This window comes from uncultured Dysosmobacter sp. (genome assembly GCF_947631635.1).
GTDB lineage: Bacteria > Bacillota > Clostridia > Oscillospirales > Oscillospiraceae > Oscillibacter.
Genome location: NZ_CANRMB010000001.1, coordinates 129,990 through 155,939 on the forward strand (window position 1 = coordinate 129,990; position 25,950 = coordinate 155,939).

General features: G+C 52.6%; 34 protein-coding genes. 25 read left to right on the plus strand and 9 right to left on the minus strand.

Annotated elements, in window-relative coordinates; all coding sequences use genetic code 11:
* Positions 1-5: 5 nt before the first annotated feature.
* The 6 genes from Q0Z71_RS00630 to Q0Z71_RS00655 form a co-directional block, all read right to left on the minus strand.
* On the minus strand, positions 6-194 hold the full coding sequence (locus tag Q0Z71_RS00630) for a hypothetical protein (RefSeq protein ID WP_298016693.1): 189 nt from the start codon (positions 192-194) through the stop codon (positions 6-8).
* Positions 191-1,552 carry an AAA family ATPase gene (locus Q0Z71_RS00635; protein ID WP_298016695.1) on the minus strand — a complete coding sequence of 454 codons (1,362 nt, stop codon included), beginning with the start codon at positions 1,550-1,552 and terminating at the stop codon, positions 191-193. The genes Q0Z71_RS00630 and Q0Z71_RS00635 overlap by 4 nt, the downstream gene beginning before the upstream one ends.
* On the minus strand, positions 1,542-2,291 hold the full coding sequence (locus Q0Z71_RS00640; protein ID WP_298016697.1) for a hypothetical protein: 750 nt from the start codon (positions 2,289-2,291) through the stop codon (positions 1,542-1,544). The genes Q0Z71_RS00635 and Q0Z71_RS00640 overlap by 11 nt, the downstream gene beginning before the upstream one ends.
* 94 nt (positions 2,292-2,385) lie before the next feature.
* Positions 2,386-2,988 carry a helix-turn-helix transcriptional regulator gene (locus Q0Z71_RS00645; RefSeq protein ID WP_298016699.1) on the minus strand — a complete coding sequence of 201 codons (603 nt, stop codon included), beginning with the start codon at positions 2,986-2,988 and terminating at the stop codon, positions 2,386-2,388.
* Positions 2,989-3,022: 34 nt separating this feature from the next.
* Positions 3,023-3,238 carry a hypothetical protein gene (locus Q0Z71_RS00650; RefSeq protein WP_298016702.1) on the minus strand — a complete coding sequence of 72 codons (216 nt, stop codon included), beginning with the start codon at positions 3,236-3,238 and terminating at the stop codon, positions 3,023-3,025.
* Positions 3,239-3,251: 13 nt separating this feature from the next.
* Positions 3,252-3,467, minus strand: a complete 216-nt coding sequence (locus Q0Z71_RS00655; protein ID WP_298016704.1) for a helix-turn-helix domain-containing protein — start codon at positions 3,465-3,467, stop codon at positions 3,252-3,254.
* A 99-nt stretch (positions 3,468-3,566) separates the two neighbouring features.
* On the opposite strand from Q0Z71_RS00655, the gene Q0Z71_RS00660 reads away from it, so the two are divergent.
* The 17 genes from Q0Z71_RS00660 (at position 3,567) to Q0Z71_RS00740 (ending at position 17,079) form a co-directional block, all read left to right on the plus strand.
* Positions 3,567-3,893 (plus strand): hypothetical protein, encoded by a 327-nt coding sequence (locus Q0Z71_RS00660; protein ID WP_298016706.1) that lies wholly within the window; start codon positions 3,567-3,569, stop codon positions 3,891-3,893.
* Between the two features lie 293 nt (positions 3,894-4,186).
* Positions 4,187-4,519: a hypothetical protein gene (locus Q0Z71_RS00665; RefSeq protein ID WP_298016709.1), complete on the plus strand. Its 333-nt coding sequence runs from the start codon at positions 4,187-4,189 to the stop codon at positions 4,517-4,519.
* An 11-nt stretch (positions 4,520-4,530) separates the two neighbouring features.
* Positions 4,531-4,923 (plus strand): hypothetical protein, encoded by a 393-nt coding sequence (locus tag Q0Z71_RS00670; protein WP_298016713.1) that lies wholly within the window; start codon positions 4,531-4,533, stop codon positions 4,921-4,923.
* A gap of 415 nt (positions 4,924-5,338) precedes the next feature.
* Entirely contained in the window at positions 5,339-5,995 is a 657-nt protein-coding gene (locus Q0Z71_RS00675) for a LexA family transcriptional regulator (protein ID WP_298016715.1), read from the plus strand.
* Between the two features lie 66 nt (positions 5,996-6,061).
* Positions 6,062-6,850: a type I restriction enzyme HsdR N-terminal domain-containing protein gene (locus Q0Z71_RS00680; RefSeq protein ID WP_298016717.1), complete on the plus strand. Its 789-nt coding sequence runs from the start codon at positions 6,062-6,064 to the stop codon at positions 6,848-6,850.
* Positions 6,851-6,883: 33 nt separating this feature from the next.
* Positions 6,884-7,213, plus strand: a complete 330-nt coding sequence (locus Q0Z71_RS00685; RefSeq protein WP_298016720.1) for a hypothetical protein — start codon at positions 6,884-6,886, stop codon at positions 7,211-7,213.
* 32 nt (positions 7,214-7,245) lie between these two features.
* A complete protein-coding gene (locus Q0Z71_RS00690; RefSeq protein WP_298016722.1) occupies positions 7,246-7,479 on the plus strand; it encodes a hypothetical protein in 234 nt (77 codons plus the stop codon).
* A gap of 258 nt (positions 7,480-7,737) precedes the next feature.
* On the plus strand, positions 7,738-8,145 hold the full coding sequence (locus Q0Z71_RS00695; RefSeq protein WP_298016724.1) for a hypothetical protein: 408 nt from the start codon (positions 7,738-7,740) through the stop codon (positions 8,143-8,145).
* Positions 8,135-8,545 carry a helix-turn-helix transcriptional regulator gene (locus tag Q0Z71_RS00700; protein ID WP_298016726.1) on the plus strand — a complete coding sequence of 137 codons (411 nt, stop codon included), beginning with the start codon at positions 8,135-8,137 and terminating at the stop codon, positions 8,543-8,545. The genes Q0Z71_RS00695 and Q0Z71_RS00700 overlap by 11 nt, the downstream gene beginning before the upstream one ends.
* A gap of 20 nt (positions 8,546-8,565) precedes the next feature.
* Positions 8,566-8,784: a hypothetical protein gene (locus tag Q0Z71_RS00705; protein WP_298016729.1), complete on the plus strand. Its 219-nt coding sequence runs from the start codon at positions 8,566-8,568 to the stop codon at positions 8,782-8,784.
* 84 nt (positions 8,785-8,868) lie between these two features.
* On the plus strand, positions 8,869-10,035 hold the full coding sequence (locus tag Q0Z71_RS00710) for a site-specific integrase (RefSeq protein WP_298016732.1): 1,167 nt from the start codon (positions 8,869-8,871) through the stop codon (positions 10,033-10,035).
* Between the two features lie 724 nt (positions 10,036-10,759).
* Positions 10,760-11,788, plus strand: a complete 1,029-nt coding sequence (locus tag Q0Z71_RS00715; protein WP_235230031.1) for a LacI family DNA-binding transcriptional regulator — start codon at positions 10,760-10,762, stop codon at positions 11,786-11,788.
* An 87-nt stretch (positions 11,789-11,875) separates the two neighbouring features.
* Positions 11,876-12,904, plus strand: a complete 1,029-nt coding sequence (locus Q0Z71_RS00720; RefSeq protein ID WP_298016736.1) for a tripartite tricarboxylate transporter substrate binding protein — start codon at positions 11,876-11,878, stop codon at positions 12,902-12,904.
* Between the two features lie 54 nt (positions 12,905-12,958).
* Complete coding sequence (locus Q0Z71_RS00725; RefSeq protein ID WP_298016739.1) at positions 12,959-13,417, plus strand: tripartite tricarboxylate transporter TctB family protein; 459 nt, start codon at positions 12,959-12,961, stop codon at positions 13,415-13,417.
* 14 nt (positions 13,418-13,431) lie between these two features.
* Positions 13,432-14,940 (plus strand): tripartite tricarboxylate transporter permease, encoded by a 1,509-nt coding sequence (locus tag Q0Z71_RS00730; protein ID WP_298016742.1) that lies wholly within the window; start codon positions 13,432-13,434, stop codon positions 14,938-14,940.
* Positions 14,941-14,959: 19 nt separating this feature from the next.
* Positions 14,960-16,234, plus strand: a complete 1,275-nt coding sequence (locus Q0Z71_RS00735) for an FAD-dependent oxidoreductase (RefSeq protein WP_298016745.1) — start codon at positions 14,960-14,962, stop codon at positions 16,232-16,234.
* Between the two features lie 20 nt (positions 16,235-16,254).
* A complete protein-coding gene (locus tag Q0Z71_RS00740) occupies positions 16,255-17,079 on the plus strand; it encodes a TCP-1/cpn60 chaperonin family protein (protein ID WP_298016748.1) in 825 nt (274 codons plus the stop codon).
* Positions 17,080-17,272: 193 nt separating this feature from the next.
* Here the strand turns inward: Q0Z71_RS00740 and Q0Z71_RS00745 are convergent, their stop codons facing one another.
* Positions 17,273-18,241: a DUF6076 domain-containing protein gene (locus Q0Z71_RS00745; protein WP_298016750.1), complete on the minus strand. Its 969-nt coding sequence runs from the start codon at positions 18,239-18,241 to the stop codon at positions 17,273-17,275.
* 428 nt (positions 18,242-18,669) lie between these two features.
* On the opposite strand from Q0Z71_RS00745, the gene Q0Z71_RS00750 reads away from it, so the two are divergent.
* The 4 genes from Q0Z71_RS00750 (at position 18,670) to mobP3 (ending at position 22,150) form a co-directional block, all read left to right on the plus strand.
* Entirely contained in the window at positions 18,670-18,831 is a 162-nt protein-coding gene (locus tag Q0Z71_RS00750) for a hypothetical protein (protein ID WP_298016752.1), read from the plus strand.
* A 62-nt stretch (positions 18,832-18,893) separates the two neighbouring features.
* Positions 18,894-19,220 carry a helix-turn-helix domain-containing protein gene (locus tag Q0Z71_RS00755; protein ID WP_298016754.1) on the plus strand — a complete coding sequence of 109 codons (327 nt, stop codon included), beginning with the start codon at positions 18,894-18,896 and terminating at the stop codon, positions 19,218-19,220.
* A gap of 558 nt (positions 19,221-19,778) precedes the next feature.
* Entirely contained in the window at positions 19,779-20,198 is a 420-nt protein-coding gene (locus Q0Z71_RS00760; protein WP_298016756.1) for a hypothetical protein, read from the plus strand.
* On the plus strand, positions 20,186-22,150 hold the full coding sequence (gene mobP3 / locus Q0Z71_RS00765) for a MobP3 family relaxase (RefSeq protein WP_298016758.1): 1,965 nt from the start codon (positions 20,186-20,188) through the stop codon (positions 22,148-22,150). The genes Q0Z71_RS00760 and mobP3 overlap by 13 nt, the downstream gene beginning before the upstream one ends.
* A 71-nt stretch (positions 22,151-22,221) precedes the next feature.
* Here the strand turns inward: mobP3 and Q0Z71_RS00770 are convergent, their stop codons facing one another.
* Positions 22,222-22,608: a Fic family protein gene (locus Q0Z71_RS00770; protein ID WP_298016761.1), complete on the minus strand. Its 387-nt coding sequence runs from the start codon at positions 22,606-22,608 to the stop codon at positions 22,222-22,224.
* Positions 22,609-22,638: 30 nt separating this feature from the next.
* Positions 22,639-23,013: a hypothetical protein gene (locus Q0Z71_RS00775; protein WP_298016763.1), complete on the minus strand. Its 375-nt coding sequence runs from the start codon at positions 23,011-23,013 to the stop codon at positions 22,639-22,641.
* A 216-nt stretch (positions 23,014-23,229) separates the two neighbouring features.
* Between Q0Z71_RS00775 and Q0Z71_RS00780 the strand changes: the two genes are divergently transcribed.
* The 4 genes from Q0Z71_RS00780 (at position 23,230) to Q0Z71_RS00795 (ending at position 25,899) form a co-directional block, all read left to right on the plus strand.
* Positions 23,230-23,436, plus strand: coding sequence for a helix-turn-helix domain-containing protein (locus Q0Z71_RS00780; RefSeq protein WP_298016765.1), 207 nt, complete (start codon positions 23,230-23,232; stop codon positions 23,434-23,436).
* Positions 23,437-23,582: 146 nt separating this feature from the next.
* Complete coding sequence (locus Q0Z71_RS00785) at positions 23,583-24,275, plus strand: CAP domain-containing protein (RefSeq protein ID WP_298016767.1); 693 nt, start codon at positions 23,583-23,585, stop codon at positions 24,273-24,275.
* 149 nt (positions 24,276-24,424) lie between these two features.
* The gene (locus Q0Z71_RS00790) at positions 24,425-24,742 is read left to right on the plus strand and encodes a DUF6809 family protein (RefSeq protein WP_298016769.1); all 318 of its coding nucleotides are present in this window, start codon (positions 24,425-24,427) and stop codon (positions 24,740-24,742) included.
* Entirely contained in the window at positions 24,742-25,899 is a 1,158-nt protein-coding gene (locus Q0Z71_RS00795; protein ID WP_298016771.1) for a site-specific integrase, read from the plus strand. The genes Q0Z71_RS00790 and Q0Z71_RS00795 overlap by 1 nt, the downstream gene beginning before the upstream one ends.
* Positions 25,900-25,950 lie beyond the last annotated feature (51 nt).

Consider the following 25,950-nt stretch of genomic DNA (forward strand, 5'->3'; position numbering starts at 1 on the left):
GGGCCTTATGCCCGGTCCTCAAAAAAATAGCTTTTCCGGAACTTCTCACCCGACAGGGGAAAGGTGAATTCCACTGTGTAGAACCGCCCTGCTGGGTGGATGTACACCACCCGCCCCTCCATGGGCGTGGACTTGATAGCCCCAAATGTGGTGTTCAGTGACGGAAGCTCCGTCCGCTTGTCCCCAATATTCATGTACTGTTCTCACCCTCTGGAAAAACCCTGTCGATGTCGCCCCGATCTTCTGTGATTTTCATCTGTCTGGCCTCAGCATCCCACCCATAGGGCCGCTTGGAATCTCCTGTGCGGTCCACAAAGAATCGCCGGGACTTCTTATCAAAATCCAGCCACTGGTTGATGTGGGAACCGAAGTCCCGGTTTTTCAGGGTCATCAGCAGCGGCTTGGTCTCCGGCTGGCCCTTGTCATCTGTAGAGGCATGGGTTGTCAGGAAAAACACATTATCCGCCCGGTTCGTAATATCGGCGCTGCCGTTGACATCATCGGCGGAAACTTTGCCGTTCTGGTCGCTGGTGCTTTTCCGGGGATGTACCACAAGGTGGGTGTGCACATGCTGCCGCTTGGAAAACGTCGCCAGCATCTGCGTGAACTGGGACTGGATGCGGTTGAAATCCGAATCCCGCTTATAGTCAAAATCCACGGACATGATGTTGTCCACCAGGAACACATCTGCGTTATACCGCATTTTTGCATACGCGAATTGCTTGAGGATCGCCTCCGGGTCGTGGCGGGTGTTTTTTTCCAGGTCAAAGAGCCAGAACCGTTCGCTGAGCCATTCGGAGATCATCTGGTCCGCCATTTCATCCACGGTGGGGAGCCGCTTCCCGGTCATAGGATCGGCACGGTACGTGATATAGTCCGGTCCGGCGGCCTGAAGATATGCCCACTCCCGAAACTGCGACTGATCCAATTCCCCCGAGTATGCGCATACCACGTGGCCCTGGTCCACCGCCTCCAGCAGGATCTGGCTTAGGATCGTGCTCTTACCGGAGCCGCGCTTGCCTGTCCAGACAGACAGTTCTCCGGCGAAAAAGCCGCCGATACTCTTGTCCAGCCGGTCGAAGCGGGACAGCGTCCGGGGAACCTTGGTCATATCCCGCTTCTGGATGTCGGCCAGATTCAAAATGCCGTAGGCCGGAAGTTCTACCGCACCAGAAAGGATGCGGGGGAGATCCGCGATACCGTGGGCCTCTATGTACTCGCGGATGCTCCGGCAATTTTGAAAGCCGCTGTCCTGCACCACATACAGGCGGGATGCCGGAAGCCAGGGCCGCAACTCCCGGACCAGTTCCTCCCGGGCGATGGCATTGGGCTCCACAATGACGATGTACTCCCAGTGCTCAAAAAAGGGCTGGCATTTTACCACGTCGTTCCACTCACAGCCGGAGCCGAGACATACGGCGTTGACCTGGATGTCAGACACCTCCGCCACGTTGCCGCAAAACCAAAGGCCCTGCGGTAGTTTGGGATCAAGAAACCGATCTGTGAAGGTCAGGTACTGTGACGCCGCATGCATCGCTTTTTCAAATTCCATCGACGCCCTCCTCGTTGAATAATTCCGCTGTATTCTGTGGCAGCTCGTCCGGTTTCAGGGGATAGACCGTCATCCAGCCATACTCCACCGCTTTGTTCAGCATGGCAATCTCCACCTCCCGGTTGTTGACCCTTCGCAGACGGTTGATGACTATGCTGACGGCCTGCTTGGTTTTGAACGGTTTCTTCAGCGCCGCCCGGTTTGCCAGGAACGCCTCAAAGGCAGCACGGTACTCCGGATCATCCCCGATGTACGCCTCAATCGCGTCCCAGATCAGCGCAGGGGGTAGGGGGTTATTACTTCTTTGTTTTACTTTATTAGTATGGGGTGAAGATTTTTTCACCCCTTGGGTGAAATTATTTTCGGGGGTGAAAATTTCTTCACCCTTTGGAATATCATCCAAACGAGCGCCGATGAATATCCTTCTCCCGGTCCTAAAGCCGCCGTCTTTCTTGGGAATTGGACCGGTATCCATGTGAATATGCCCCCGCTCCCGAAGTTCTGCCAGCAGTGATTGCAGCGTCCGCTCTGTTATGGCGTTAACCGCTCCTGTTTTGGGGTCTATCCTGGTCATTTCCCGAATCAGCGTTTCATTTTTTGCATAGCAAAACCCGGTATTTTTTGTGTAACTTGTGATATGCGCATACAAGACCATGGCAGGCCAACGCAATTCCGCGTCATCCAGAACTGGGCGTGGGATCGTTGCGTAATACCCGGATTCCAGCTCCTCGTAGGTCACAGTCCTCACCCTCTCTCAATCACATCAATGATCCGGAACAGCTGGGCCACAGCCCAGGCCACGCCAATCAGCACGAATACAAACGCCTCACCGCTCATGGGAAGGTCACCCCCTCCCCGGCAAAATTAGGGCTTGCATTCTCGTACAGATGTGCTATAATAATTTTGCTATCGTTCCTGTGATGCAAGTCCTGGAACCTTGACCGCTCTGTGGTGCCAGCCACGGGGCGGTCTCTTTTTATGCCCAGACATCTTTTCGGCGGGGCCTGCGCGTATAGAACCTGATATCCGGCCGCAATCGTTCTTCGGATACCAGTACAAAGCTCTCGAAATTCGCCCCGCTCATGATCGTCTACCACATTGTCCGCCGCAATTCGCATAAGAAGCCGCAGCCTGTCCGCTTCCGCCCAAATCGCATCCGCATAGCCCAGGACCGCCTGGGCCAGGTCCTTCAAGCAGATCCCATCCGGCAGCACCCCCAGCGGCTCCGCCACTGCTAGGGCGTGAGCCAGGGCCAGCCAGGGCGCTCCGTAGACCTCCGCCATCCGGCCTGCCGTCTCGTTGCCCGGTATCCGCTGGCCCCGCTCCCAAGCCTTCACGGTTTTCTCCGATACGTATAGCAGCTCAGCGGCCTGCTCCTGGGTCAGATGGGCCTCTTTTCGGGCCTTTTGATAGATATTCGTGCCGTTTTCCGGCATGGTCAATTCCTCCTTTTTTGTGGTATGGTGATATTCAGGAGGCCACTTCCGTGGCCCGCTCAGCCACCCACTGGTCAAACAGTTTGGTGTAGATCTCATAGCAGCCGTGCTTTTCGCCGGGAATGTAAACACCCCAGGGATACACGCCCCGCTGGAGCGCCGCCTCCACCTTCAGCTCCGTCGTTCGGATGCCCAGGGCCCGCAGCCGGGCCACCACTTGATTCAGGGTCATAGTCTCGATAATCAGCATAATAATTCTCCTCTCATGCGGTATTCTGTCCCTCCTGGACCGGCTCCCGGCCCAGAATGTAGTCCGTGCTGACGCCGAAAATATCGGCCAGCACCAGCAGGTTTTCAGCGGACGGGAAACCCACACCGTTTTCCCACTTGAAAACGGAGGAACCCTTGACGCCCACCTTGGCCGCCAGCTCGTACTGCTTCATACCGGCGGCCTCCCGTAGCTGCTTAACTCTGGTCATAAACCCACCCCCTTTCTTTTCTTCTTGAAACCCCTGTTCCCCTGTGTTATATTTAGCTTGTAGCTGCGTTTACAAAAAACGGCAAAAGGAGTTTGCACCATGGGAACTTTTGAAATTAAGGGATTTGATAAACTGGAAAAGCAATTAAAACGAATGGAAAAAGGCGCCAAAGAGTTGGACGGTCAACATGATGTTTCCTTTAGTGAACTTTTCACTGTGCCTTTTATGCAGAAGTTCACAAAATTTTCTTCGTTTGATGAACTCTTGGCAGCAGGCGGTTTCAAAGTCAAATCCAATGAGGATTTTGAAGCGATTCCTGATGCGGATTTTGACAAGCATATTGCTTCAGTAACAAAGTTCAAAAACTGGGAAGAGATGCTGGGTGAAGCAACCGAGCAATACATTTGCAAAAAGCTAGGTCTCTGACCCATTTTTAGAGATGCCTGTAAGCTGTTGCGCTTCCCGAAGAATTTCAACAAGCTGTTCGGCCTTTTTGATTGCAATGTCCAATTCCACAGTGTCGATGGAGATATGTACACACCTTTCCATAAAAGTGCTTCCTTTCTGTCTTGGTTGTTTTCTTGAAGCTGTTTGCCTTGTGGTTATAAATATAATCGCAATTTTTGAATCTGTCAATTAATTTATTTCAATTATTGAATGTTTGTTGTATCTCACAAATTCAATAATTGCAATTTGTTGAATTTCTGGAGGTGAGTCCATTGGATTCCATTGCAGAAAGAATATTCGCCCTGGTCGACGAGCTGTACCCTGAACAAAAGGCATTTGCTTTAGCTATTGGAGAGACCCCATCAAAGGTAAGCCAGTGGCGCATAGGTGTTACAAAATCCTACAATCGGCGTTTACCTCAGATTGCCGAGGCCCTGAACACCACCACAGAATACCTGCTGACCGGCAACGGCCCTAAGTCTAAAGCTGCCGCTGTGTCCAATTCGGGCACGCTGTCCCTAGCGGATCGGCAGATGCTGGACGCTTACCAGCAGGCCGCGCCGGAACTGCAAGCCGCTGTCCGCCGTGTGCTGGGCCTGGAATAAGGGGGTTTGCTATGCTTGATAAAACCAACAGAAAAATTTTGGAATACATGAATGCCAACGGGGAATGCCCCAGCAAACGCTTTTACGATTTTGACGAGGATTTGAAGAAAATCGCGGACAAAATCGGCACGGACAAAGAAACCGTGCGGGCCGCTGTCCGCAGCCTGAATGCCGGAAACTATATCATCTATACCTGCGATCAGCATGGCCGGCCGCTTCGGTTCTCCCTCGATCACAAAGGGCTTCATTATCGGGAATTGCAAAGACTGGATACCGCGGCGTTTTTAAAAAAAAGCATTCTTACGCCCATTGTTGTAACCATCCTAACAACTGCAGCACTGCATGGAATACCAGAGTTGTTGCGGCTGATAGCAAAATGGGCAGCAGAAAACCCGGCTCTTTAACCGGTTTGACCGGTTGAATTTCCACAGTTCTGTTGTCATGAGGCTCCGTGGTTCTGCCTCTGGAAGAGACAAGCTCCCAATCTGCTGCAAGGATGTCCTCATACGTTGGTGCCCATGGCTGACCATAACAGCACAGTTCCGTTCTGCCTGCAAAATTGAGGATCTGGATACTGGCCTGCTGCCAATTGGCTCGTTTGATTTCTTCCCCGCCTACGGATGCCTGCTCAATAGCTGATTTCAAATCCATTGTCGTGCCTCCTTTCTTTCTTGTTTGTTTTCTTGAAGCTGTTTACCTTGTGGCTATAAATATAAACGAAGTTTCTTCGGTTGTCAATCTTATAATAGAAATTTCTTCGGTTTTGTGAAATGTAAACAATCTAGTAACCGAAAATTTTGCGTTTAGGTGGTGATTCCAATGGACACAGTAGACCGCATTTTTGCCCTCTTGGATAAGACAGATATGGAGCAACAGGCGTTTGCAGCGGCGGTTGGTGTCTCCGATGACACTGCCAGCAACTGGCGCCGCCGTAAGTCTGCATCGTATTCGAAGTATCTCGCTCAAATCGCCGAGGTCCTGAATACCACCACAGAATACCTGCTGACTGGCAACGGCCCCAAAACAAGGCCTGCCCTGGATGCCGAAGACGGACTGCCCAGCAACGCCGTAAAGCTGGACCTTGGGACCTTCCACCGCATCCCGATCCTGGGCTACATCTCCGCCGGTCTGCCGCTCTATGCCGAGCAGCATATCGAGGGCTACACCGTCACAGATCTTAACGGCGGCGCAGAGTATTTTGCCCTGCGGGTCCACGGCGACAGCATGAACGCGCTGGGGATACTGGACGGCTATCTGATCATCGCCCGGCGGCAGGACGAGGTGGAGAACGGCCAGGTGGCCGTGGTCATGGTGGGGGAGGAGGATGCCACTGTAAAGCGCTTCTACGCCACCGGCAGCACTGTCACGCTGATGCCGCAGTCTACCAATCCGGAGCATATTCCACAAATCTACGACACGGCAAAGACGAAGGTCCGGGTCATCGGCCGTGTGGTCAAGGTCGAGTTCACACTGTAATTCCCCGCCGGAGGGCGGACAAAATAAAAAATGTGCCCGAATCGGGCACGGGTGGGAGGAAGTTTTATGATTACTGTCCCCGCAAAAGTCAAGGACCGCATTGCCGCTGGTTTAAAACGCTATCAGCCAATTCTGATACGGGCCAGAGATCAGGATATCAACGAGAGCGACACTGTCACGATCTTGATGGATATTCTCGCTGATATTTTCGGGTATAACAAGTACGTAGAAATCACCTCCGAATACGCTATCAAGCACACTTACTGCGACCTTGCCATCAAGCTGGACAACACCCCCCGCATCCTCATTGAGGTCAAGGCGGCGGGCTTGGACCTGAAAGCGCAGCATATCAAGCAGGCGGTGGACTACGGCTCCAACTCCGGCGTAGATTGGGTCGTTCTCACCAACGGCGTCCAGTGGAAGATTTATAAAATCATTTTCGCTAAGCCTATCAACACGGAGCTTGTATATGAATTTGACTTGACTGCTATGAGCGTCAAAAAGGCTGGTGATCTGGAGCAGATCTACTGCCTGACCAGAGAGGCCATGACGAAATCCAGTAAGGCATCTTTCCTGGAAGACTATCACACCCAGAAACAGCTCCTCAATAAGTTTACTATCGGTCAGGTCCTGCTCAGTGAGCCGGTCACCGACGCGGTCAAAAAAGTCCTAAAGAAAATGGGCGCTGACAGCAAGGTAAGCAATGAAGAGATTTATGATATTATCGCCAATGAGATCCTCAAACGGGAAGTGCTGGACGCTGACAAGGCCGCAGAGGCCAAGAAGAAGGTTGCCAAGGCTTTGAAGCCCGTCGCAAAGCCCGCTGTGCCCAAGGAAAACCCTGCCGAAGAATGATATCCTCTCGTCCATTTACATAGGAGACGTAACATGACCAACGAAGAAAAGATTCTATCCCTGCTGGAAAACCAAGGTAAATTGCTGGAAAAGCATAGTGAACTTCTGGAAAAGCATAGTGAACTTCTGGAAAAACACAGTGAGTTGCTTGAGCGCCAGGGCGACGAGCTTCGCAACATCAACCTCACGCTGGAAAACCAAGTGTTCCCCCAGCTCCAGGCCCTGGCTGAAGGCCAGAAGACCATCCTGGAGACTCTGGCTCCCAAGAGCCGCGTGGAGGCGCTGGAGGACGAGATGGCCTTTATGAAGTCCGTCATCAAGGCCCTGTCCCAGGAAGTGGCCGAGCTGAAGAAAGCGCAATAACGTGTTCGAATCGGGCACAGGTGAGGGTACATATGGGCAAGTGTGTAAAGTGCGGAAAGCAAGGGCTTTTCCTCCGGATCTCCAAAGAGGGGCTGTGCCCGGACTGTATGCGGGCCTTTGTGGCCGACCTGGAGCGCCGGGCGGAGCAGCGGCGGGCCGCGGAGGAAGCCGCCGAAAAAGAGCGGATCGAAGCGAGTATTGAGCTGAAAAAGCATCTGGAACGGGAAGCATATCTGCGGGAACTGGAAGAGGAAGAACTTCAATAAAAATCCCGATCAATGAAAAAGCCGCCCCAGGCGGGCGGCTTTTCGTTAGCTAAAATAGGGCAACCTCTAATTGCTTTGTTGTACGGAAGCATGCATATTCTGGCCCCATGATGCCTAGATTATGAGAGAAGTGGTCAATATCACCAGCAAAATCTGTGGGATATCAGAAGTACGCATAGATTTCCAAGTAATATTTTAGATTGTTTGACAGTTGCATTTATAACTTTTAAGTTATAAAATGCAAATAAGGGAAACACTATGAATAAGAAAGAAATAATAGAATATCTAATTGAGGTATTCTCTGATATCGACATCCATCCCCGCCTTGTCAGTGAAGTAGTTTCTAAAATTGTTGGATCTGGGTATGAGGCTAAATTTTTCGCTTTACTGGTGGCTAGATTAACTTTTCTTTTGGAGCACGGAGCGAATGCTATAAATCTTCATAAGGAGTACGAGTGTGTTGAGGACGGTATTTATAGTATGCATGTATCAAGTGCACCGTTTAACATCAGAATTTTATATGCCTTTTTCCCAGATGGATCCCCGACATTGCTCTTAGCTTTTTATGAAAGAGGAGGCAAGAAAAAAACCGACTATACCTCGAAAATCCCAACTGCGAGAAGGCGCTTCAGCGAACGGCAAAAGGAGTACAGGAATGAAAAATAATACAAACTTGAAGGCATTGCTTTCTGCACTCACAGAAAGTATCTCAGATGCAGATCTTCTTCTATCGGCTATACAAGGTGAACTTGCTGCTACTATTACCTCCGCCAGAATTGCAAAGGGCATGAGTCAAAAAGATTTAGCAACCGCATTGGATGTCACTCAAGCACTGGTCTCTCGTTGGGAAACCGGTGATGTGAATTTTACCCTCAAAACCCTCGTAAATATTGCGCTTAAATTAGGAATCAAAATGAGATCCCCATATGTATCAGCCGACGCTCCATACCATGTTGCTGCTAGTGGAACTTCCTATGCAAAAACTTGGCGCCGCTCTAGTTCTTCTTCTAATTTAACTTGGTCAGTTCAGAGTACCAGCAACAATTATTCATTGATGCGAGCATGAAGCGATAGGAGGTATTTACCATGCAACAGTATGTAAACAAATTTTTCATCGCTATGAATGAGGATAAGAGTGAAGTTATAATTAACTTTGCTCAAAATGTTCCTACTATTCCTGAGTCCGCTACAGTCTCTCCAGATGAATTTGAAGTCCAAGTCATCCCTGTTGCTGGACTGGTGATGACGGGCGAATTTGCTGAAAATCTTGCAAAGTCTCTTAGTAACTTGCTCACTAAAGAATAAAAAAGGCCGCCCCAGGCGGGCGGCTTTTCTATCATCATGCAATCGAACAAACGTTTTATTTTTGGGCAGAAGGGAGGCGGCACAATGGTCTGTAAAAAGTGTAACCGTGAGATCCCCGACGATGCGGCCCTGTGCTGCTACTGTGGAAAAGTCTATCAGCGCAAGCAGCGCCGCGCCCGGCTGCGGCCCCGGGGGACCGGCTCGATCCGAAAGCTGAACGACGTCCGCCGGACGAAGCCGTACCGCGTGGAGAAGGGCGGTAAGCGCCTGGGGGACTTTCCCACGATGGAGGAGGCCCAGAAATTCCTGGACAAGATCAACGGCAAGCAGTACCGCCCCGAGACCGTCAACATGACGCTGGATGACTTCCACGCACTTTGGCTGCAGCGGGACTATCCCGATCTGAGCGAAAAAGGGAAGGAGAGCTATGACACCATCTGGCCCAAGTTTGAATCAGTGAAGGGCATGAAGATGCGGGAGGTCAACACCGAGACGATCCAGCCTCTGGTGGATCTGGAGATCGAGAAGGGGCGCTCCCGGTCGCAGCAGGAAAAGATACGGAGCATGTACAGCCTGCTCTGCCAGCTGGCCATGGAGAAAAATGTGATCGACCGGAACTATGCCAATTTCCTGAAGCTGTCAAAGCAGAAAAAGGTCAAGCGGGATGTATTTACAAAGGCTGAGATCGAGGCTATCATAAAGGATGCCGCCACCTGTGAAACCTCCAAGATCATCGCCATCTTCCTTTACACCGGCTTCCGCATCCAGGAGCTGATGGGGATGCCCCTCAGCGGGGTGGACATAGAAAAGTGGACGTTCCAGGGCGGCGAGAAAACGGAGGCCGGCAAGGGCCGCATCGTGCCCATCGTGCCGAAGATCCGCCCCTTTGTGCGGTACTTCTACGAGAGGGCCAGCGGGGAGCTGTTCCTCAGCGGCTACGAGGGCAACCAGGCGGCCGGGAACTTCCGCAGGCGGGATTACTACCCCACACTGGAGCGGCTGGGCATACGGACCGCCGAGCGGCCCATGAAGCCCCACAGCTGTCGGTATACGCTGGCCACCCGGGGCCACAGCCTGGGCATTGATAACGATACCCTGACTAAGATCCTCGGCCACGCGGACTTTGACGTGACCAGCGATATCTACATCCAGACCGATCTGGAGAAGCTCCATGCGGAAATGTCAAAACTTGAAGAAGAACGACCAGAGAGCGACCAAACCAAGAAAACTGGAAAAAGGAAAAAACCTTAGAACCGTTGCGGTTCTAAGGTTTCCTTTGGTGGAGACTACTGGACTCGAACCAGTGACCTCCTGCGTGTGAAGATACGTCGGGACGTCAAAGCCCTGCTATTGGGTGCTTTCCGGCACTTTTGACCCCGCTTTTTGAAGGGCATAGCAAGTGCCTTGTCCACTGTGTCCACCCGCTGATTTTCTGATATTGGTCAGCGTATTGGTCAAAGCCCCGGCTCCGCCGAATCAGGCGGAGCCGGGGCTTTTTCTCGAGAGCAAACCTTGTCGCCGTGATAGTAACTTGAACCGGAACGATTGTCAAGTATTTCTTCCCGGCTCAGGCAACTTGCTCTGTACCACCCCTACTCCATCAAATGGTGGGGAAGTATATGAACAAGACGAATAGTAACAAAAGCAAGTAAACCTCGCAGTCACTTAAAATGATAGAGCAAATGTCGAGAGAAGGATCAAGGCTCTGATTACGCGTACTGCACCTTCCATACCCCAGAAAATGATAGAAAATTATTTCAACAAAACGAATGCAACAATAAAAGCTGTAAATTTATCGAAAGCATACCATTCAAATGCAAAGCGCACTATTATCCAAAATGTATAAAAAAGTCAAAAGACATTGTGAACAAGGCTGAAAAAATAGAAATAAGCAAAAAGGGGATTGCGTTCTTGGTTAGGCCGTGTTATAACACAGTCAAAGGAATTACATACGTATGCAAAGTGAGGCGTATCTGTGAAGACCATTACTTCTGTTGAGTTGGCAAAGCTTGCCGGCGTATCCCAGTCCACCGTGTCGCGTTGCCTGAATGACAGCCCCTTGGTGTCCGACGAGACCAAGGCCAGGGTGAAAAAGATCGCCGAGGAATATTCCTTTCAGTTCAACACTAATGCCCGTGGTCTGAAAACAAACCGTACGGGAGTGGTTGGATACGTCTTTTCCGAGGATTTTTCCGGCTTTGCCAATCACTATATCCAAAGTGATTTATACTATCGCATACGTATGCAGCTTCTGGAGCACGGCATTGACGTTGTTCCTGTGTTTGATGATCTTGTGGAGGGGGAGACATCCTCCATCGAAAAGAGCATCGGCAACCGGCGCTACGATGCCTTGATTTTTAACCGGCAAAGTGTCAGTGAGCGCGTGAGAACGCTGCTGGAGGAAACACGCATCCCCTATATTTTTATTTACGACACCAATGAATTCTCGGAGGAGCCTTTTATGATTGCTCCCCGCCATACCAAAATCGGTTATTTGGTTGGAAAGAGTTTCTGCGAAGCCGGATATCGAAACTTTGTGGAGATCACAGGTCCTGCACAGCGTATTGACGTGGTCAATAAGCACGCTGGTTTTGCTTCGGCTCTGGCTGCATATGGGGTTACGATGCCGGAGGACCATATACTTTGCGCCAATTATCAGCTGGAGACTGCGGAGCAGGTCACACTTGCGCACACCGACTTATTTACACCCGGCACGGCTGTCTTTGCGCAGAACGATATGCTTGCACTGGGAACATTGGAAGCTCTCAAGCAGAGCGGAATTCGTGTCCCGGAGGATGTGGCGGTCATCGGCGTGGATAATGTGGTAATGGGGCGATGGTTCCACCCGCAGTTGACTACGGTCGCCATCGACTACGACCAGATCATATCCATGACAGCTGAGTGGGTATTGAGCGTGACCGAGAAAAAGGCGCCGAAATCTTATCGCCATTTTCTGGACGAAAAGCTGATCGTGCGGGACACGTTCTTACTTGATAAAAAATGAGATTTCTCATTTTTTATGCACATGAATACGTATGCAATCGCGAGAGCGATGCAGATATAAATTTTATGAAGGAGCGGAACAATGAAAATGAAGAAGAGATTTGCATTCCTGCTGGCCCTGGCTCTCATGCTGACGGCATTGACGGCTTGCGGCGGAAAAACAGCAAGCAGCACAGTACCCGAAAATACTTCCGGCAGCTCTCAGGCAGAAGAACCCAGCGCTTCCAGCGACTATCCCAACAAGACGGTCACCATCATCTGCCCCTGGGGCGTAGGCGGCGGTGCCGATACCATTGCCCGTAAGATCACGCAGGTTGCTGAAAAATACTTTGACCAGCCTATCATCGTTGAGAACCATACCGGTGCGTCCGGCACGATTGGTATGGGTGACGCTTTTGACGCAGCAGCAGACGGCTATACGCTGGTCACTGCCAACGGTCCTCTGTTCTCTCTGACTCCCAAATACGTGGACGTGCAGTATACGCTGGATGACTTCACCATGCTGCGCGGTATGCGTACCGTGTCTCTGATGGTCGTGACCAATCCCAAGACCACGGGCTTCCAGTCCTTTGACGACATTCTGGAGTATGGTAAGAGCCACAAGCTCACCTATGCCACTTCCTCCGGCCCGGGTGGTGACCAGTATGTGGTGTCTTCCGCTGCCTTCATCTCCATGGGTATTGAAGCTGAACCCGTTGTTCTTGGCAGCGAGGCTGAGGTTGTGAACGCCATTGCCTCCGGTCAGGTGGACCTGGGCCTGTGCACGCCTCCTTCCTATTATGCGTTCCAGGAAGAGGGCACCGCTCTGGCCGTTGCTACCTTCTATCCCGAGGATGTTGAAACCAAGTTCGGTACCGTGAAGTGTATGGAGAACTGGGGCATTGACGCCATCTTCGGTGGTATGGACTGCCTCGCCATTCGTTCTGACACGCCTCAGGAGATCATTGACAAGCTCAACGCCATGCTGGATGAGGTCTATGCCGATCCCGACTTCACCGACTATCTGAAGGAGATGGGCTATAACCTGTGGGATGCCAAGGGTGATGAAGTCCAGACCTTTATTGAAAACCAGATGGACAGCATGGAGCGGTACGTAGAGCTGTTGGAGAGCAAATAAACGGCAGCAGAAAAGCAAAGCCGCTTGAGAGAGTGGCATGTGAAGGGTGAGAACATGAAAATCAAACTAAACTCCAACATGGTCACCGGCGCGATATTTCTGGTCATATCCGTTATCCTGCATGTTTTGATCCCGTCGCAGATCAAAACCTATGAAACGGGCAGCATGACTGCGGCAACGGTCCCTACTTTACTGATCCGCATTCTGCTTGCATGCAGTGTGATCCTTTTGGCGCAGGGGCTGTTGTCCAAAGACAAAAAGGAATACTACATCAGCACGGCACTATTCCAAAAGGAATCTCTCAAGCGGCTGAAGCCTGCTATTTATATCGCTATGCTGCTGGCGTATGCAGTCCTGATGCCCCGAATCGGGTTCATCATCGCATCGCTGTTGCTGGCAAACGGTATTCTGGCCTATTTTGGTACGCGGAAGTGGTGGTTCTACTTGATTGCCAGTGCAAATGTGTTTCTTGCGTACTTTGCGTTCCGAGCCATCAACGTCACACTGCCATAGGGAGGTGCTGAGAAATGTTAGACTATATTCTGGCTGGCCTTGAGATGGCCGCCTCCTGGCAAAGCATTCTGATGATTGCGCTCGGCCTTCTGTCCGGCATTGTGATCGGCGCGATCCCCGGCATGACGGCGGATATCGGCATTATCCTCTGCCTGCCGCTGACTTACGCAATGGATCCGATCCCCGCCATGATGCTACTGCTGGGCATCTACTGCGGAGGTACTTATGGCGGCTCCATCACCGCGATTCTGATCAATACCCCCGGTACTCCTGCCAATGCAGCTACCACGCTGGACGGCTATCCCATGACGCTGCAGGGGAAGTCGCTGAAAGCTCTGCAAATGGCACTGTACTCCTCGTTCTTCGGCGGCATCGTCAGTGCGCTGATTTGTCTGTTTGCCGCGCCCGCTATTGCGCGGGTGGCGCAGACTTTCGGCCCGCCTGAGTACTTCTGCATTACCTTCTTCGGGCTGAGCATCATCGCCAGCATCTCCGGCGACAACATCATCAAAGGCATCATGGGCGGCGTCATCGGTATCTTCATTGCCCTGATTGGCCAGGACAGCGTCAGCGGTGTGATCCGCTTCGCATTCGGAAACCGCAAGCTGGCCGGCGGCATTCCGCTTCTGGCTGTCCTGGTGGGTCTCTTTGCGCTGGCCGAACTGCTGAGTCGTTCCAATTATGACCCCAAAAACGACCCTGCCAGAAAGGCGAAGATTAAGATCAGTCAGGAGCGGGTCACCTGGAAGGAAATCAAGCAATGCTTCCGGGCGTGGGTGGTCTCCAGCGTCATCGGCACGGTTGTCGGCGCAACGCCCGGCACCGGCGGCGGCATCGCCGCGTTTATCAGCTATGACCAGGCCAAGAAAATGTCCAAACACGGCGATAACTTCGGCAAGGGTGAGATTGAGGGCGTGGCAGCCTCCGAGGCAGCAAACAACGCCACTACCGGTTCTACGCTGATTCCTTTGATGACCCTGGGCATCCCCGGCGACGGCTGCACGGCTATCTTGATCGGCGCCTTTATGCTGCAGGGCATGATCCCTGGCCCCGCTTTGTTCAGGGATCACCCGGGTACCCTGTACGGAATCATGCTGGGTCTGTTGTTTGTCAACGTTCTTATGCTGGTGTTCGGCCTGGCCCTGACGCCGCTGTACTCCAATATCTCCCGGATTCCCTATGAGCTGATGAGCGCATTGATCATCGTCTACTGCATCGCAGGCGTCTATTCCAATGAGGGCAGCACCTTCCATGTGCTGCTGGCAGCATGCATCGGTGTCGCCTCGTTCCTGCTTCGGAAGCTGGGCTTTTCCGTGGTGCCGATCATCCTGGGCGTCGTTCTGGGAGATTTGGTGGAAACAAATTTCCGCAACTCCATGATCCTGTCGGGCGGATCCCTGTCCATTTTCGTGACACGACCTTTCAGCCTGCTGTTCCTGCTGCTGGCACTGGTGTCCATCGGCTCGTTCTTCTATAAATCCATCAAAAAACATGTGAAGGGGACCGCCCCTGAGCAGAAGTAACAAAATGAGGGTAAGCAATATGAATTACGTAACTGAACCTAGCAGACAGATTCCTGTGGTAGCGGAGACAGATGTCCTGGTCGTCGGCGGCGGCCCTGCCGGTTTCGGTGCTGCGCTCTATGCGGCTCGGACAGGCAGCAAAGTCATGCTGATCGAGCAGTATGGCGCCATCGGCGGTGTTGCCACCAGCGGCATTATGAGCCACTGGACCGGCAGGCAGGAGGGCGGCTGCTTTGCGGAACTGCGGGAAAAGGCCCGGGACTGCGAGAGTGAGCAGGTCATCAACCCGGAAAAGCTCCGCATCCTGATGCTGGATATGCTGTATAAGGCCGGAGTCGACGTTCAGCTTTACACGGCTTTCAGCGATGTCATCATGGACGGGAATCGTGTTGCTGGTGTGATCACGGAGAGCAAGTCCGGCAGAGAGGCCATTACCTGCAAGATGCTGATCGACTCCACCGGCGATGGTGATGTGGCGGCAAGAGCCGGAGCGCCCTTTGAAAAGGGGCGGGATGACGGCGGCATGCAGCCGATGACCATTATGTTCAAGGTGGCTGGCGTGGACATGGACCGTGCCATGTTCTTCTGGGGCATGGAGGATACCGTCCAGCTCCCTGAGGGCGACTTGCAGACGCTGGGGCGTGAAAAGCTTCCGAAGCCTGCGGGACATATCCTGCTCTATCCCTCCTCCATTCCCGGTGTTGTCACCATCAATATGACTAACGCCATTGATATGGACGGTACGAACGTGCGGGACCTGAACCATGCGGAGTACATTTGCAGAAATCAGATCCCTGAGATTATCGAATTCCTGCAGCGCAATGTTCCGGGCTATGAGGGCTGCTACCTGATCGACAGCGCGGATGTCATCGGCGTCCGCGAGACCCGCCGGTTTGAGGCACAGTATCAGTTGAACGAAGACGATATCTCTCAGGCCCGAGTATTCGATGACTGGGTGGTCACCAAGTCCAACTTCTTCTTCGATCTGCACAATGTGGAAGGCGCCGGACTGGACGCGATTGCCGAATACAAGACGTTCAAGCAGCCAGAGCCCTACACCATTCCCCTGCGCTGCTTCATTCCCAGAAAGATCGAAGGTCTGCTACTGAACGGCAGAAATATCTCCGGCACCCACAAAGCGCATTCCAGCTATCGTGTCATGCCCATCGTGATGAATATGGGCCATGCCATGGGAATTGTTGCGTCGATGTGCGTGGCGCAGAACAAAAAGCCGCTGGAACTGGATATTGATGAGATCCACGAGCAGCTGCGCCGGACGAATGTAACATTATAAGCTGGAAAGGAGACGGCGGTTTGCGCATAAACAGACCGCATCATAATAATATGCAGAACAGAATGAAGAAACCGGTAGTACCTTGTGAGGTACTTCGCAATGGCGTTGCAGCGTTGAGCTATGCAGCGGCAGCCACATACGGCACAGGAAAAACCATCCAATATCGAAGCAAAGACGGAAGCTATGTATCTACAGCTTCTTTTGCGGAGATTTTAAAGGAAGCCTCCTTTGAGGATGCAAGCATGGCCCGGGCAGCGGCTGCCCTCAGCCAAGCTGATGTGCCGGAACAGGGCGTCAAGACTGCTTTGATCATGCTGAACGCACTTTTGGAGCGTGGTGCGCAGGTAGGGTGCACGGAGGATACATGGCAGCAGATTTCTGCCATGCTGGATTTTGGCATTTCGTTTGCATCGCGTGTAGCGGCAGAAAATAATGGTCAGGTGGTTGGCGGCGGGCTGACCCTGCTGACACTGTGCAGGCCGATGCGGAAATATGGCCGTGACCACCAGTGTGAGCAGGCGGCAGATGTGGTCATCTACGCTTTGGAGCAGCCTCTGCTGAAGCTGGCAGAAGCGGCAGGCTTCGATGGCTATGAGGTGTTCGAGCGTGTCAAGGCGCTGGCCCCCAACCAGTTTTTCAGCCTACATCAGGTCGGCATTGAAAATTCCATTCGCGTCGATGCTGCCCATACAGATTACATCCGGGTAGGGCTTGACCTCCAAAAGGGAACTATCCGGGATCTCCAGGCAGCCGGTGTTATGGAAAATGTAGAGACGGTGCAGCAGGTACTGCAGTTTGTAAAGCAGAGCGTAAAAGCAGTACTGGATGTAGCCAGTGCAATTTGATTGTCTGCTTTGCGGATACCATATACAAATATTACTGAACAGTCATTATTAGAATTTAATCAGTTTCTTTTCTCCGGGTGCAGTACTGCGTGAATGCCGCAGGGCTGCACCTTTTTATTGCCCATTAGCACGGCTTCCTTACAGATAAAGCACAGCGTAGCCTGATAATTTGAGCTATACTATGTTTGTTTAATCAGGAATCTTTCAACCAGGTAACATACTCTTCCAAGGATATCTTACCGCTATCACACTCGGCCTTCTTTTCTCTGGCGCGTTCACCCCAGGCGTATAGTTCCTCCGGCAAAATCTTCCCGGACTTCGTCCAGGCAAATCGTTTTTTATATTCCCGGCGGTATGCCTTGAAGACATCGTCCGTATCTTTTTCCCGTGTCCACTTCGCAATGGCGCCGACATCCTTGCAGGTGCGCCCCTTCGAGTCAAACACACGGTCACAGTATTCAGCGTTGGTTCGCCCAGTGATCGCAAAATACTTCCCGCAATTTTTGCAGACCCGCATCTTCTGTTCCCGCCTGACCCACTCCCGCAGATAGTAATCGATCAAGTCATAGATGCTCTTCGGATAAAGGACTTCCGCATAGGCGTTTCGGTCGATCATCTCAAAAGATACTGTCAGCGGTTGGAAGTCAAAAGGACGTGGGTCTACGTGATAAGGGTCCTTGTAATAGTCATAGAGCCTGCTGGAAACAGAACGTTTGCTGGCATCCATGTCCAACACACGCTCCAGCAGATCCTTGATCTGCTTCTGCGCGTAATCAATATTGCTGGGGATATGCGCAATGGCCTTGTGGGGCAGCATGTCAGATGCATGAGCGAAGTTATCCTTCTCTGCCTCGTTCAGTCTCTTGGACCAATCCAGGAACAGCAGCTTAAAGAATATATGCACATCGGATAAGCTCTGCAAGGTAAAGAATACATCTTCGGTGTATCTGGCGTCGCGGGTCCTGTACAACTCTAAGAGCGCACGGTCGATCTTCTTGATTTGGGGTTCCCATTTCCAGATGTCCAGGTCGAGCAGGGAAAAAAGACTTTCTGAAAACGGAAAGTCTATTTTTTGTGTAAAGCGGGCATCAGAAACATCATCGCTGTAAATAAAATATTCCCTGCCGTTAGCGATATAGGTCTTAAACATATACTCGGGCATGAAAAAACTCTCCCTCAAATTAGACTTACTATTTTTTAATAAAACAATGGGTCTTGACAAGAGGCGACCTATCGTGTTAGACTCAGAATACGGCGACCAATAAAACTGTGATATTAAAAATAAGTCTAAAATATACAGGGCCAAATGTCAAGCAGATTCTATTGGCCGTTCGATGTACCTCGACAACTGAATACCCACAGCCAAAGTTCATACTCACCGGGAGAAGTATCGCCAGGACTACATCATCAGGGCTCCCGCAAAGTCGAAGACTTTGTGGGAAAGAGGAGCCGCAACGGCGTGAGCAAGTTTTCGGATGAATCCGGAAACGAGTGATACAAAGTTTGCGGCGACGATGTGAGAGCGTACCAACGGGGAAGAAAACGCCGTGGAGGTCAGAAAAGATCACAGGGCAGGAAGGTGTATGGCGTGTGGCTGACAAAATTTTTATGAATGGTGATGATATTCATCTGTACTCAGGCCAACAAATATCTCGACGCCCCTATCAAAAAGGAAAGCCGCCGAAACTGCTGCAACAGTCCGGCGGCACGCCGCGTTCCGAAAAACGCAGACTCCATCTGCGAACAGTTTAACAGGGAGGCTCTCGGAACGCAAGAAAAATTTATCTCTGAATTTCAAAATCAGGAGGTTCCGTATGCCTGTCCTTGGTGAACGATTTTATCAAATGAGCAACACTATTTTCTGCTATGACCTGAAGCCTATTCCCTTGGCTGTGTACAGTTATCTGGTCTGCTGCGCGGGGCAGAAGGATGTATGCTGGCCCAGCATGAAGACCATCGCCCTCCACTGCGGCTGCTCTGAAAACGCAGCGCGGGACGCGGTCAGTCTGTTGGTTGACCGAGGGTTCATCAGCAAGGTCAAGACCTCGCGGTGTGTGAAAAGCGGCAAGTGGCTTCAGGGGAACAACCACTACTACATCCTGCCGCTGCCTGAGCTTCCAGCCGCAGATCACAGCGCATGAAGGGAAAGCCCCACATCAGATGGTGAGGAAGTATATGAACAAGACGAAGAGTAACAAGAAAAAGTCCTGCTGCCAGGTTAGTATCCTCGAAAGCGAGAACTGGATGAGGCACGCGACTTCCGCCCTGTTTGGCTCTGTGAGCCGCTGTGTGCGACTTTGCCGGGAGCAGCGAGAACAGACACCGGCCAGCCCTATTCGAGCAGATTTGGGCCGGTTTTGAAGGGGCCTACGAGGACCATATAGGGCTCCCGCCGAAGCCCAGCGAAGCGGGTTCGGTGGGAAAAGGAGGAGCAGCGAAATGAGCGAGTTTTCGCCCATTTGGGGCGGAAACGAGGGATGTGGAGCTGGCGACGACGTGAAGCAGGATAAAGAACGGGCGTCAAGCGCGACGCCCTGTTCGGTCACTTCTGCCCGAAGTGCGGGCAGTTACGGAGGTTTTCGGGGAGTTCCAAAGTGGGGTCAAAATCGAAGGTGTGATATCACTTCTGCGGTCGTTATCCCTGAAGGCCTACAACCACAAGGGAAAAATGGGGGTCATACCCCGGAAAGGAAGCTATTTTGAGCAAAAAAGAAAAATTTGCCCTCTATCTCACCCCTGAGAAAAAGGCACGCTTGGAGCGACGATATCAGGAGGACGGCAGCCGCAGCATCACCGGATTCATTGAGCGGGCCATCGATTTCTACCTGGACTATCTCAGCGCCAATGAAGCTGGGCTGTTTCTTCCAACCTCCATCCAGTCCTATCTGGATGGGCGGGTGGGGCAAATGGAAAACCACTTGGCGTCGCTGGCCTACAAACAGGCGGTGGAATTGGATATGCTATCGGGGATTATTGCGGACAGCTTTCAGTTCAGCGAGGAGGATTTGCGCCGACGTCGCGCGGAAAGCGTCCGAAATGTGAAGCAGACCAATGGCCGCATCTCGTTCGAAAAACGGGTGCGGGAATCCGTGAAGGATGATGACGGATGGCAAGGCTGATCGTCAAAAGTCCGTACATCAAATGCGGAGGCGGTAACTCGGCAGGCGGCTACATGCAGTACATCGCCACCCGTGAGCGGGTCGAGTTGATCCAGAATGACCGTCCACCAACAAGAAAGCAGGAACAGCTTATCGTAAAACTGATGAAGGATTTTCCTGCCGCAAGGGAGCTGGATGAGTACGGTGACTACCAGGAGCACCCCACCAAGGCCAACGCCTCGGCGTTCATCTCTCAGGCGTTGGAGGAAAACTGGAGCGACGTTCAGAAATCGGATGGCTACATGCAGTACATTGCAACGCGGCCGAGAGCGGAGCGGCTCGGCTCCCACGGTCTCTTCGGTGACACGGATGGCGTGGAGCTGGACAAGGCCATGGCTGAGCTGGAGAACTACACAGGTAACGTGTGGACGCATATCATCTCCCTGAAGCGGGAGGATGCGGAGCGGCTGGGCTACGACAATGCCGGGGTGTGGAGGAATCTTCTCCGCGCCCACCGCAACGATATTGCCGCCGCTATGAATATCCCGCCCCAGGACTTCCGTTGGTACGCAGCCTTCCATGACGAGGGCGACCATCCCCATGTGCACATGATGGCATGGTCCGTAAAACCCGGCCAAGCCTATCTTTCCACGGACGGCATCCGCCAAATCAAATCCAAGCTCACCAACGATATTTTCCAGCAAGAAATGCTACACCTCTATGAGCAGAAAACGGTCTCCCGTGACGAGCTGGTGCGGGAAGCACGGCAAGCCATGCGTGAGTTGGTCCAGCAGATGCGAACCAGAATCTGCGACCACCCGGAGGCGGAGCGGCTCATGCAGGAGCTGGCTCTTCAGCTGGAAACAGTCAAGGGGAAGAAGTCCTATGGCTACCTTCCGAAGAAGCAGAAGGCGCTGGTGGATGAGATCGTGGACCAGATGGAGCAGCTCCCGACCGTGGCCGAGTGCTACGAAAAGTGGTGGCAACTGCAAAGTCAGGTGGAAGATTTTTATTCTGAGAAGGAGCGGCACCGCCCGCCGCTGTCACGGCAGAAGGAATTCCGCCAGATCAAAAACGTGGTCATCCAGGAGGCGGAGACCATCCGCCTGGGAGAAATCACCTTTGAGGACGAAGCCCTGGATCAGTGCCAGATCGATGAGGTGGACAAAGATGAAGATGTGTCCTGGGACTTCTGGACACTTCGCGTGGATGTTCAGGATGAATACTTACCGCTGGCGGAGCGGGATGACGCCGTGGAGAGTATGCGGGAGCTGGCAGAGAGTGGCGATGTCCATGCGCAGTACTTCATGGGAAAGCTGTATCTGGATGGCAGCCTTGTGATACCAGACAGCGAAGCGGCCATGAACTGGTTCCACAAGGCATCCACCAGCGGTTACGCTCCCGCCCAGTATGCCATGGGAAAACTACTGCTCTCTGATGATGCCAGCGTCCATGATTCCGAGCTTGGAATCCAGTGGCTGGAACACGCCGCCTACAACGGAAGCCACTATGCATCCTACCGTCTGGGTAAGGAATATCTGAAGGGCGAATCGGTAAGAAGGGATACCCGTAAAGCCATGGACCACATCTACACCTCCGCCCAGGCTGGAAATTCCCATGCGCAGTATCTGCTGGGAAAGCTGCTGCTCCAAGGAAAGGTCATTGACCGTGACAAGGAGGAAGGTATCCAATGGCTGACTCGGGCGGCGGAGCAGGGACACAGCTACGCACAGTGCCTCCTGGAAAGGCAAAGTGCTTCGACAGCGCCGGAGGTGTTCCTGGCGGTGACGAGGCTGCTCCACCACATGGCAAATATCTTTCAGGACAACTCCCTGCCGCAGAGCGGCACAGGACTCATCCACGTTGACCGCAAGCGGCGTCAAGAGCTACGGGAGAAACGCCTCGCCCACGGCCACAAGGAGAATGACCACGAGGAACAGCAGTACGGTGGCTGGAATATGACCATGAGATAGTGGATTGCAAAATAGCCGGCGCGCAGAATGGCGAAAGCACCCCGCCGACGATTCGGCGGGGTGCAGATAAATCACAGCATGAAAAAGCCGAGGCCCTTGCGCTTTGGAGCATCGCTGTCGCTCGGCTCCATAGACCGTGTCCAGGTCTTGACCGTCTGCTCTTCGAAGAATTTAGTCAGCAGGTCTAAGTTCTCCTGCTCATCATAAGCCTGCAAGGCATCGTAGTAGGCGCGGCGGTCTTCCTCGTAGATGATCATGGGCGGATAGTCGTTGATCATCAGCCAGTAGTTCAGCAGCGTCCGGCCAACACGCCCGTTGCCGTCGGCAAAGGGATGAATATTTTCAAAGCGGGCATGGAAATATGCTCCGGCCCTCAGAGGAGCCTTCTGCCCGATGGTGTTGATCTCGTCGATCAGCTCGGCAAGGTCATCTTCGACCTCATCGGGCGGAGAGCCCACCTCGTTTCTGCCGGTGACATAGTCATGCCTCTAGAAGTCACCGGGGCGCTCACCGTTCACGATGTAGCGGCGCTCGTCGTAGGTCCCTTCTGTCAGAGCGCGGTGAACGGTACGGATCAGGTCAATGGAGAGAGGTTCTCTCGAAATGATCTTGTCCTGCAAAAGCTCGTAACAGGTCTTCTGGTTCTGCTGTTCAAACAGCGTGCGGGTGCTTCCGGTGTAGCCGACGACCTTCCCGTTCTCAAAAATCTCGCGGGTATCGTGATAATTGATCTCATCATTTTCAATTTTACCGGAGTTGTAGGCGAACAGGATGCGGAAGCTGTCCAGCCGCAGGTTCAGGTCTGCCGTGGTTCGGATTTCCCACTCCTGCCACTTCTTCACAGCATCGTCGTATCGGCTCACAGAAACACCTCCGTCATGGTGATGGACCAATTATACCATAAGATTCCACGAAACAGGAAAAATCTTTTGCGGATTCAAAGATATTTCTGAAACCCTACATGGACTGACCGCAGCTCCTGCGGATACTCCCCTCCACCAGATGGTGGGGAAGTAGATAAACAAAACGAAGGATAACAAATAAAAGCCCCTCCCGAAGCGGGGGAGAAAGGATACTACATGAAAAAAGTAACGTTCAGATCCTATGAGGAACTACCGCTGACGCTCTCGGTCCTGGAGATGGCGGCAGCGTTGGGCATCTCCCGCGCCGGAGCATACGAACTGGTCCGCACTGAGGGCTTCCCGGCACTGAAGATCGGCACCCGCATCGTGATTCCGAAGGACAAGCTCAAGGAATGGGTGGATCAGAATGTTGGGGGAAAGTGATGGTTTTGCGTCTGTCGTTGAACGCTGAAACTCTCGCCCGGAGGTAATGCCTACGTTTTATCACAGACCACTTTCGCAAAATCATATAGCTTTTGTCCTCTGGTTGTGGTATTGCTTTGTGTTACAAAACAGAGAGGAGCATCAGCATGAAGCATGATAAGAGAAACATCACGGCCATGGTGATGGGCATGGTTATCGGCGCAGCCCTAGTAAGCGAAGCCGCAGCGGGAATCGTGGCAGAACCTACGTGGCAGAAAATCTATGTGGATGGCCGGCAGGTCTCCATGACGGCCTACAACATTGCGGGGAACAATTTCGTGCGGCTTAGGGACATCGGTCAGCAGGTGGGGTTCAATGTGTACTGGAGTGACGGCGTGCAAATTGACACAGACGCGCCGTATACCGGAGTCGCCCCGGTGCAGGAAGTCAACTCTCAGCCGACAGATATGGAGATTCGGGAGGAAATGATCCGGTGCATCAACGAGGTACGGAAGAAGCACGGTGTTCCGGAACTGACAGTCAATCAGTCCCTCATGGATGCGGCGCAGAAATGTTCTGCCCGCCTGTACACTCAGCATAATAACCGGGCGGAATGTGAGACTGTGGCGGCATCTGGGTATCCCCATGGCTTCGGTTCCAATCTGACGGTGTTCACCGCTGCAGCTCCCGAAAGGATTTCCGAAAAGGCTGTGGCGAACTGGGAGAACTCCCCCGGCCATCTGGCAACGATGATTGACCCAAACTGCGATACCGTCGGCGTCGGCGTTACCATCGATAACGGCAGAGCATTCTGCTACTTGTTTGTAGGCAATCCGGCAGCGCATAATCCCTACGCATAAGAGCGCCATAGATGGGGCGCATCCAAAATCGGATGCGGCCCATAGCAGTTCAATCCGAAATTGATAACAAATTGATAACTCTCCCCGGTTGGGATGGCTATTAAGGTCAGGGGATGGTATTGTGTGTCGCTGACAGGAGGTGGCACACGATGCGCGATTATATGAAAGCCTTGTACCACAGGTTCGAGACCCCATCCCGAAAGATGGAATACATGGACAGAAAAATCAAAAGGACACACAGCCAGCTTGCTCGGTTACTGAATAAGCCAGAGAAAAAACTGCTCCTGCGGATAGCGGACATGGAAGATGAACTGCGGGACGAAGCCTGCCTGAACAGCTTCATGTCCGGCTACCGTCTGGCCCAGGGCATCCAGCAAGAGTTGCTGGCAGATCAGCCGCCATACAGCTTCGAAGCGGAAGACGAGCGGCAGGCCTGTGAAAGCTGGGAAAGGAGAGGTGAGGAATAATGGCAAAAAAACGCGCCAATGGCGAGGGCAGTATCCGCAAACGGAAAGATGGCCGGTGGGAGGGCTTCTACACGGCGGCCTATGACCCGGAGACCGGCAAGCAGAAGCTCAAGAACGTGCTGGGCAAGACCCAGGCAGAGGTCAAGGAGAAGCTAAAGAAAGCAATCGCGGATAGCCAGCGGCTGGACATGAACCGCAGTGGCACCCACACGGTAAAAAGCTGGGTGAAGATGTGGTACGAGGTCTACGCCGAACCCAGGCTTCGGGAGAAAACCAAGGACTACTACCTGAACTACATCGACAAGCACATTATCCCCGAGCTGGGCGATATTAAGCTAGATAAGCTGACTACCATTCAAATCCAGCAATTCTACAACAATCTCCAGAAGAATGGCCGGGTGCAGCGATACAAGCACATCGAGCTGAAAAACAAGGGCCTGAGCGTCAGAGTAGTCCACGGCATCCACACGCTGCTGAACAACTGCCTGGAACAGGCGGTGGCGGAGCGGCTGATTCTAGTGAATCCTGCAAGGGGCTGCAAGCTGCCAAAGATGGAGAAGCGGGAGATGAAGGTCCTGCCGGAAGATAAGATCAAGCCCTACCTAATGGAAGCGGAGAAGCGCGGCCTGCTGGCACCCTTCTATCTGGAACTGACCACCGGCCTGCGGCGGGGAGAGCTCCTTGCCCTCCTCTGGACGGACTTGGATGTGGAGAACAGGACGATCTCCATCACGAAGCAGGTAAACCGCATCAAAAGAGAACTGGTAGTGAGCCTGCCGAAAACACAGAACTCCGTCCGTGTCCTGCCCGTTTCACAGCAGGCGGTGGACTTAATGGTAGAGGAGCACAAGAAGCATCCGGGGAATCCGTATATGTTTCCGTCGCCCAAGACAGGAGGAATGTTCGACCCGGATTCCTTCCGGCACACCCATGAGAAGATCCTTAAAACCATCGGCGCGGAGCACATTCGGTTCCATGATCTTAGACATACCTTCGCAACGTTATCTCTGAAGAACGGCGTGGATGTCAAGACCCTGTCCAGCACCCTGGGCCACTACTCGGCGGGATTCACCCTGAGCACCTACACCCACGCCACGCCGGAAATGATGCGCGAGGCAGCGGATACCATGGGAGATGTGATTGGTGGGGTCATGTAGAAAGAAGATGTTTTTTACCAGCAAGTAAAAGCGATGGAAAACCTACAGTAA

Excerpts from the sequence above, each read along its gene's own strand:
- Q0Z71_RS00685 (WP_298016720.1), top strand. The coding sequence starts at position 6,884 with ATGACCAACGAAGAAAAGATTCTATCCCTGCTGGAAAACCAAGGTAAA.
- Q0Z71_RS00705 (WP_298016729.1), top strand. The coding sequence starts at position 8,566 with ATGCAACAGTATGTAAACAAATTTTTCATCGCTATGAATGAGGATAAG.
- Q0Z71_RS00635 (WP_298016695.1), bottom strand. The coding sequence starts at position 1,552 with ATGGAATTTGAAAAAGCGATGCATGCGGCGTCACAGTACCTGACCTTC.
- Q0Z71_RS00790 (WP_298016769.1), top strand. The coding sequence starts at position 24,425 with ATGCGCGATTATATGAAAGCCTTGTACCACAGGTTCGAGACCCCATCC.
- Q0Z71_RS00630 (WP_298016693.1), bottom strand. The coding sequence starts at position 194 with ATGAATATTGGGGACAAGCGGACGGAGCTTCCGTCACTGAACACCACA.
- Q0Z71_RS00690 (WP_298016722.1), top strand. The coding sequence starts at position 7,246 with ATGGGCAAGTGTGTAAAGTGCGGAAAGCAAGGGCTTTTCCTCCGGATC.
- Q0Z71_RS00780 (WP_298016765.1), top strand. The coding sequence starts at position 23,230 with ATGAAAAAAGTAACGTTCAGATCCTATGAGGAACTACCGCTGACGCTC.
- Q0Z71_RS00655 (WP_298016704.1), bottom strand. The coding sequence starts at position 3,467 with ATGACCAGAGTTAAGCAGCTACGGGAGGCCGCCGGTATGAAGCAGTAC.
- Q0Z71_RS00670 (WP_298016713.1), top strand. The coding sequence starts at position 4,531 with ATGCTTGATAAAACCAACAGAAAAATTTTGGAATACATGAATGCCAAC.
- Q0Z71_RS00700 (WP_298016726.1), top strand. The coding sequence starts at position 8,135 with ATGAAAAATAATACAAACTTGAAGGCATTGCTTTCTGCACTCACAGAA.
- Q0Z71_RS00680 (WP_298016717.1), top strand. The coding sequence starts at position 6,062 with ATGATTACTGTCCCCGCAAAAGTCAAGGACCGCATTGCCGCTGGTTTA.
- Q0Z71_RS00660 (WP_298016706.1), top strand. The coding sequence starts at position 3,567 with ATGGGAACTTTTGAAATTAAGGGATTTGATAAACTGGAAAAGCAATTA.
- Q0Z71_RS00730 (WP_298016742.1), top strand. The coding sequence starts at position 13,432 with ATGTTAGACTATATTCTGGCTGGCCTTGAGATGGCCGCCTCCTGGCAA.
- Q0Z71_RS00735 (WP_298016745.1), top strand. The coding sequence starts at position 14,960 with ATGAATTACGTAACTGAACCTAGCAGACAGATTCCTGTGGTAGCGGAG.
- Q0Z71_RS00795 (WP_298016771.1), top strand. The coding sequence starts at position 24,742 with ATGGCAAAAAAACGCGCCAATGGCGAGGGCAGTATCCGCAAACGGAAA.
- Q0Z71_RS00725 (WP_298016739.1), top strand. The coding sequence starts at position 12,959 with ATGAAAATCAAACTAAACTCCAACATGGTCACCGGCGCGATATTTCTG.
- Q0Z71_RS00755 (WP_298016754.1), top strand. The coding sequence starts at position 18,894 with ATGCCTGTCCTTGGTGAACGATTTTATCAAATGAGCAACACTATTTTC.
- Q0Z71_RS00650 (WP_298016702.1), bottom strand. The coding sequence starts at position 3,238 with ATGCTGATTATCGAGACTATGACCCTGAATCAAGTGGTGGCCCGGCTG.
- Q0Z71_RS00675 (WP_298016715.1), top strand. The coding sequence starts at position 5,339 with ATGGACACAGTAGACCGCATTTTTGCCCTCTTGGATAAGACAGATATG.
- mobP3 (WP_298016758.1), top strand. The coding sequence starts at position 20,186 with ATGGCAAGGCTGATCGTCAAAAGTCCGTACATCAAATGCGGAGGCGGT.
- Q0Z71_RS00720 (WP_298016736.1), top strand. The coding sequence starts at position 11,876 with ATGAAGAAGAGATTTGCATTCCTGCTGGCCCTGGCTCTCATGCTGACG.
- Q0Z71_RS00695 (WP_298016724.1), top strand. The coding sequence starts at position 7,738 with ATGAATAAGAAAGAAATAATAGAATATCTAATTGAGGTATTCTCTGAT.
- Q0Z71_RS00785 (WP_298016767.1), top strand. The coding sequence starts at position 23,583 with ATGAAGCATGATAAGAGAAACATCACGGCCATGGTGATGGGCATGGTT.
- Q0Z71_RS00710 (WP_298016732.1), top strand. The coding sequence starts at position 8,869 with ATGGTCTGTAAAAAGTGTAACCGTGAGATCCCCGACGATGCGGCCCTG.
- Q0Z71_RS00645 (WP_298016699.1), bottom strand. The coding sequence starts at position 2,988 with ATGCCGGAAAACGGCACGAATATCTATCAAAAGGCCCGAAAAGAGGCC.
- Q0Z71_RS00745 (WP_298016750.1), bottom strand. The coding sequence starts at position 18,241 with ATGCCCGAGTATATGTTTAAGACCTATATCGCTAACGGCAGGGAATAT.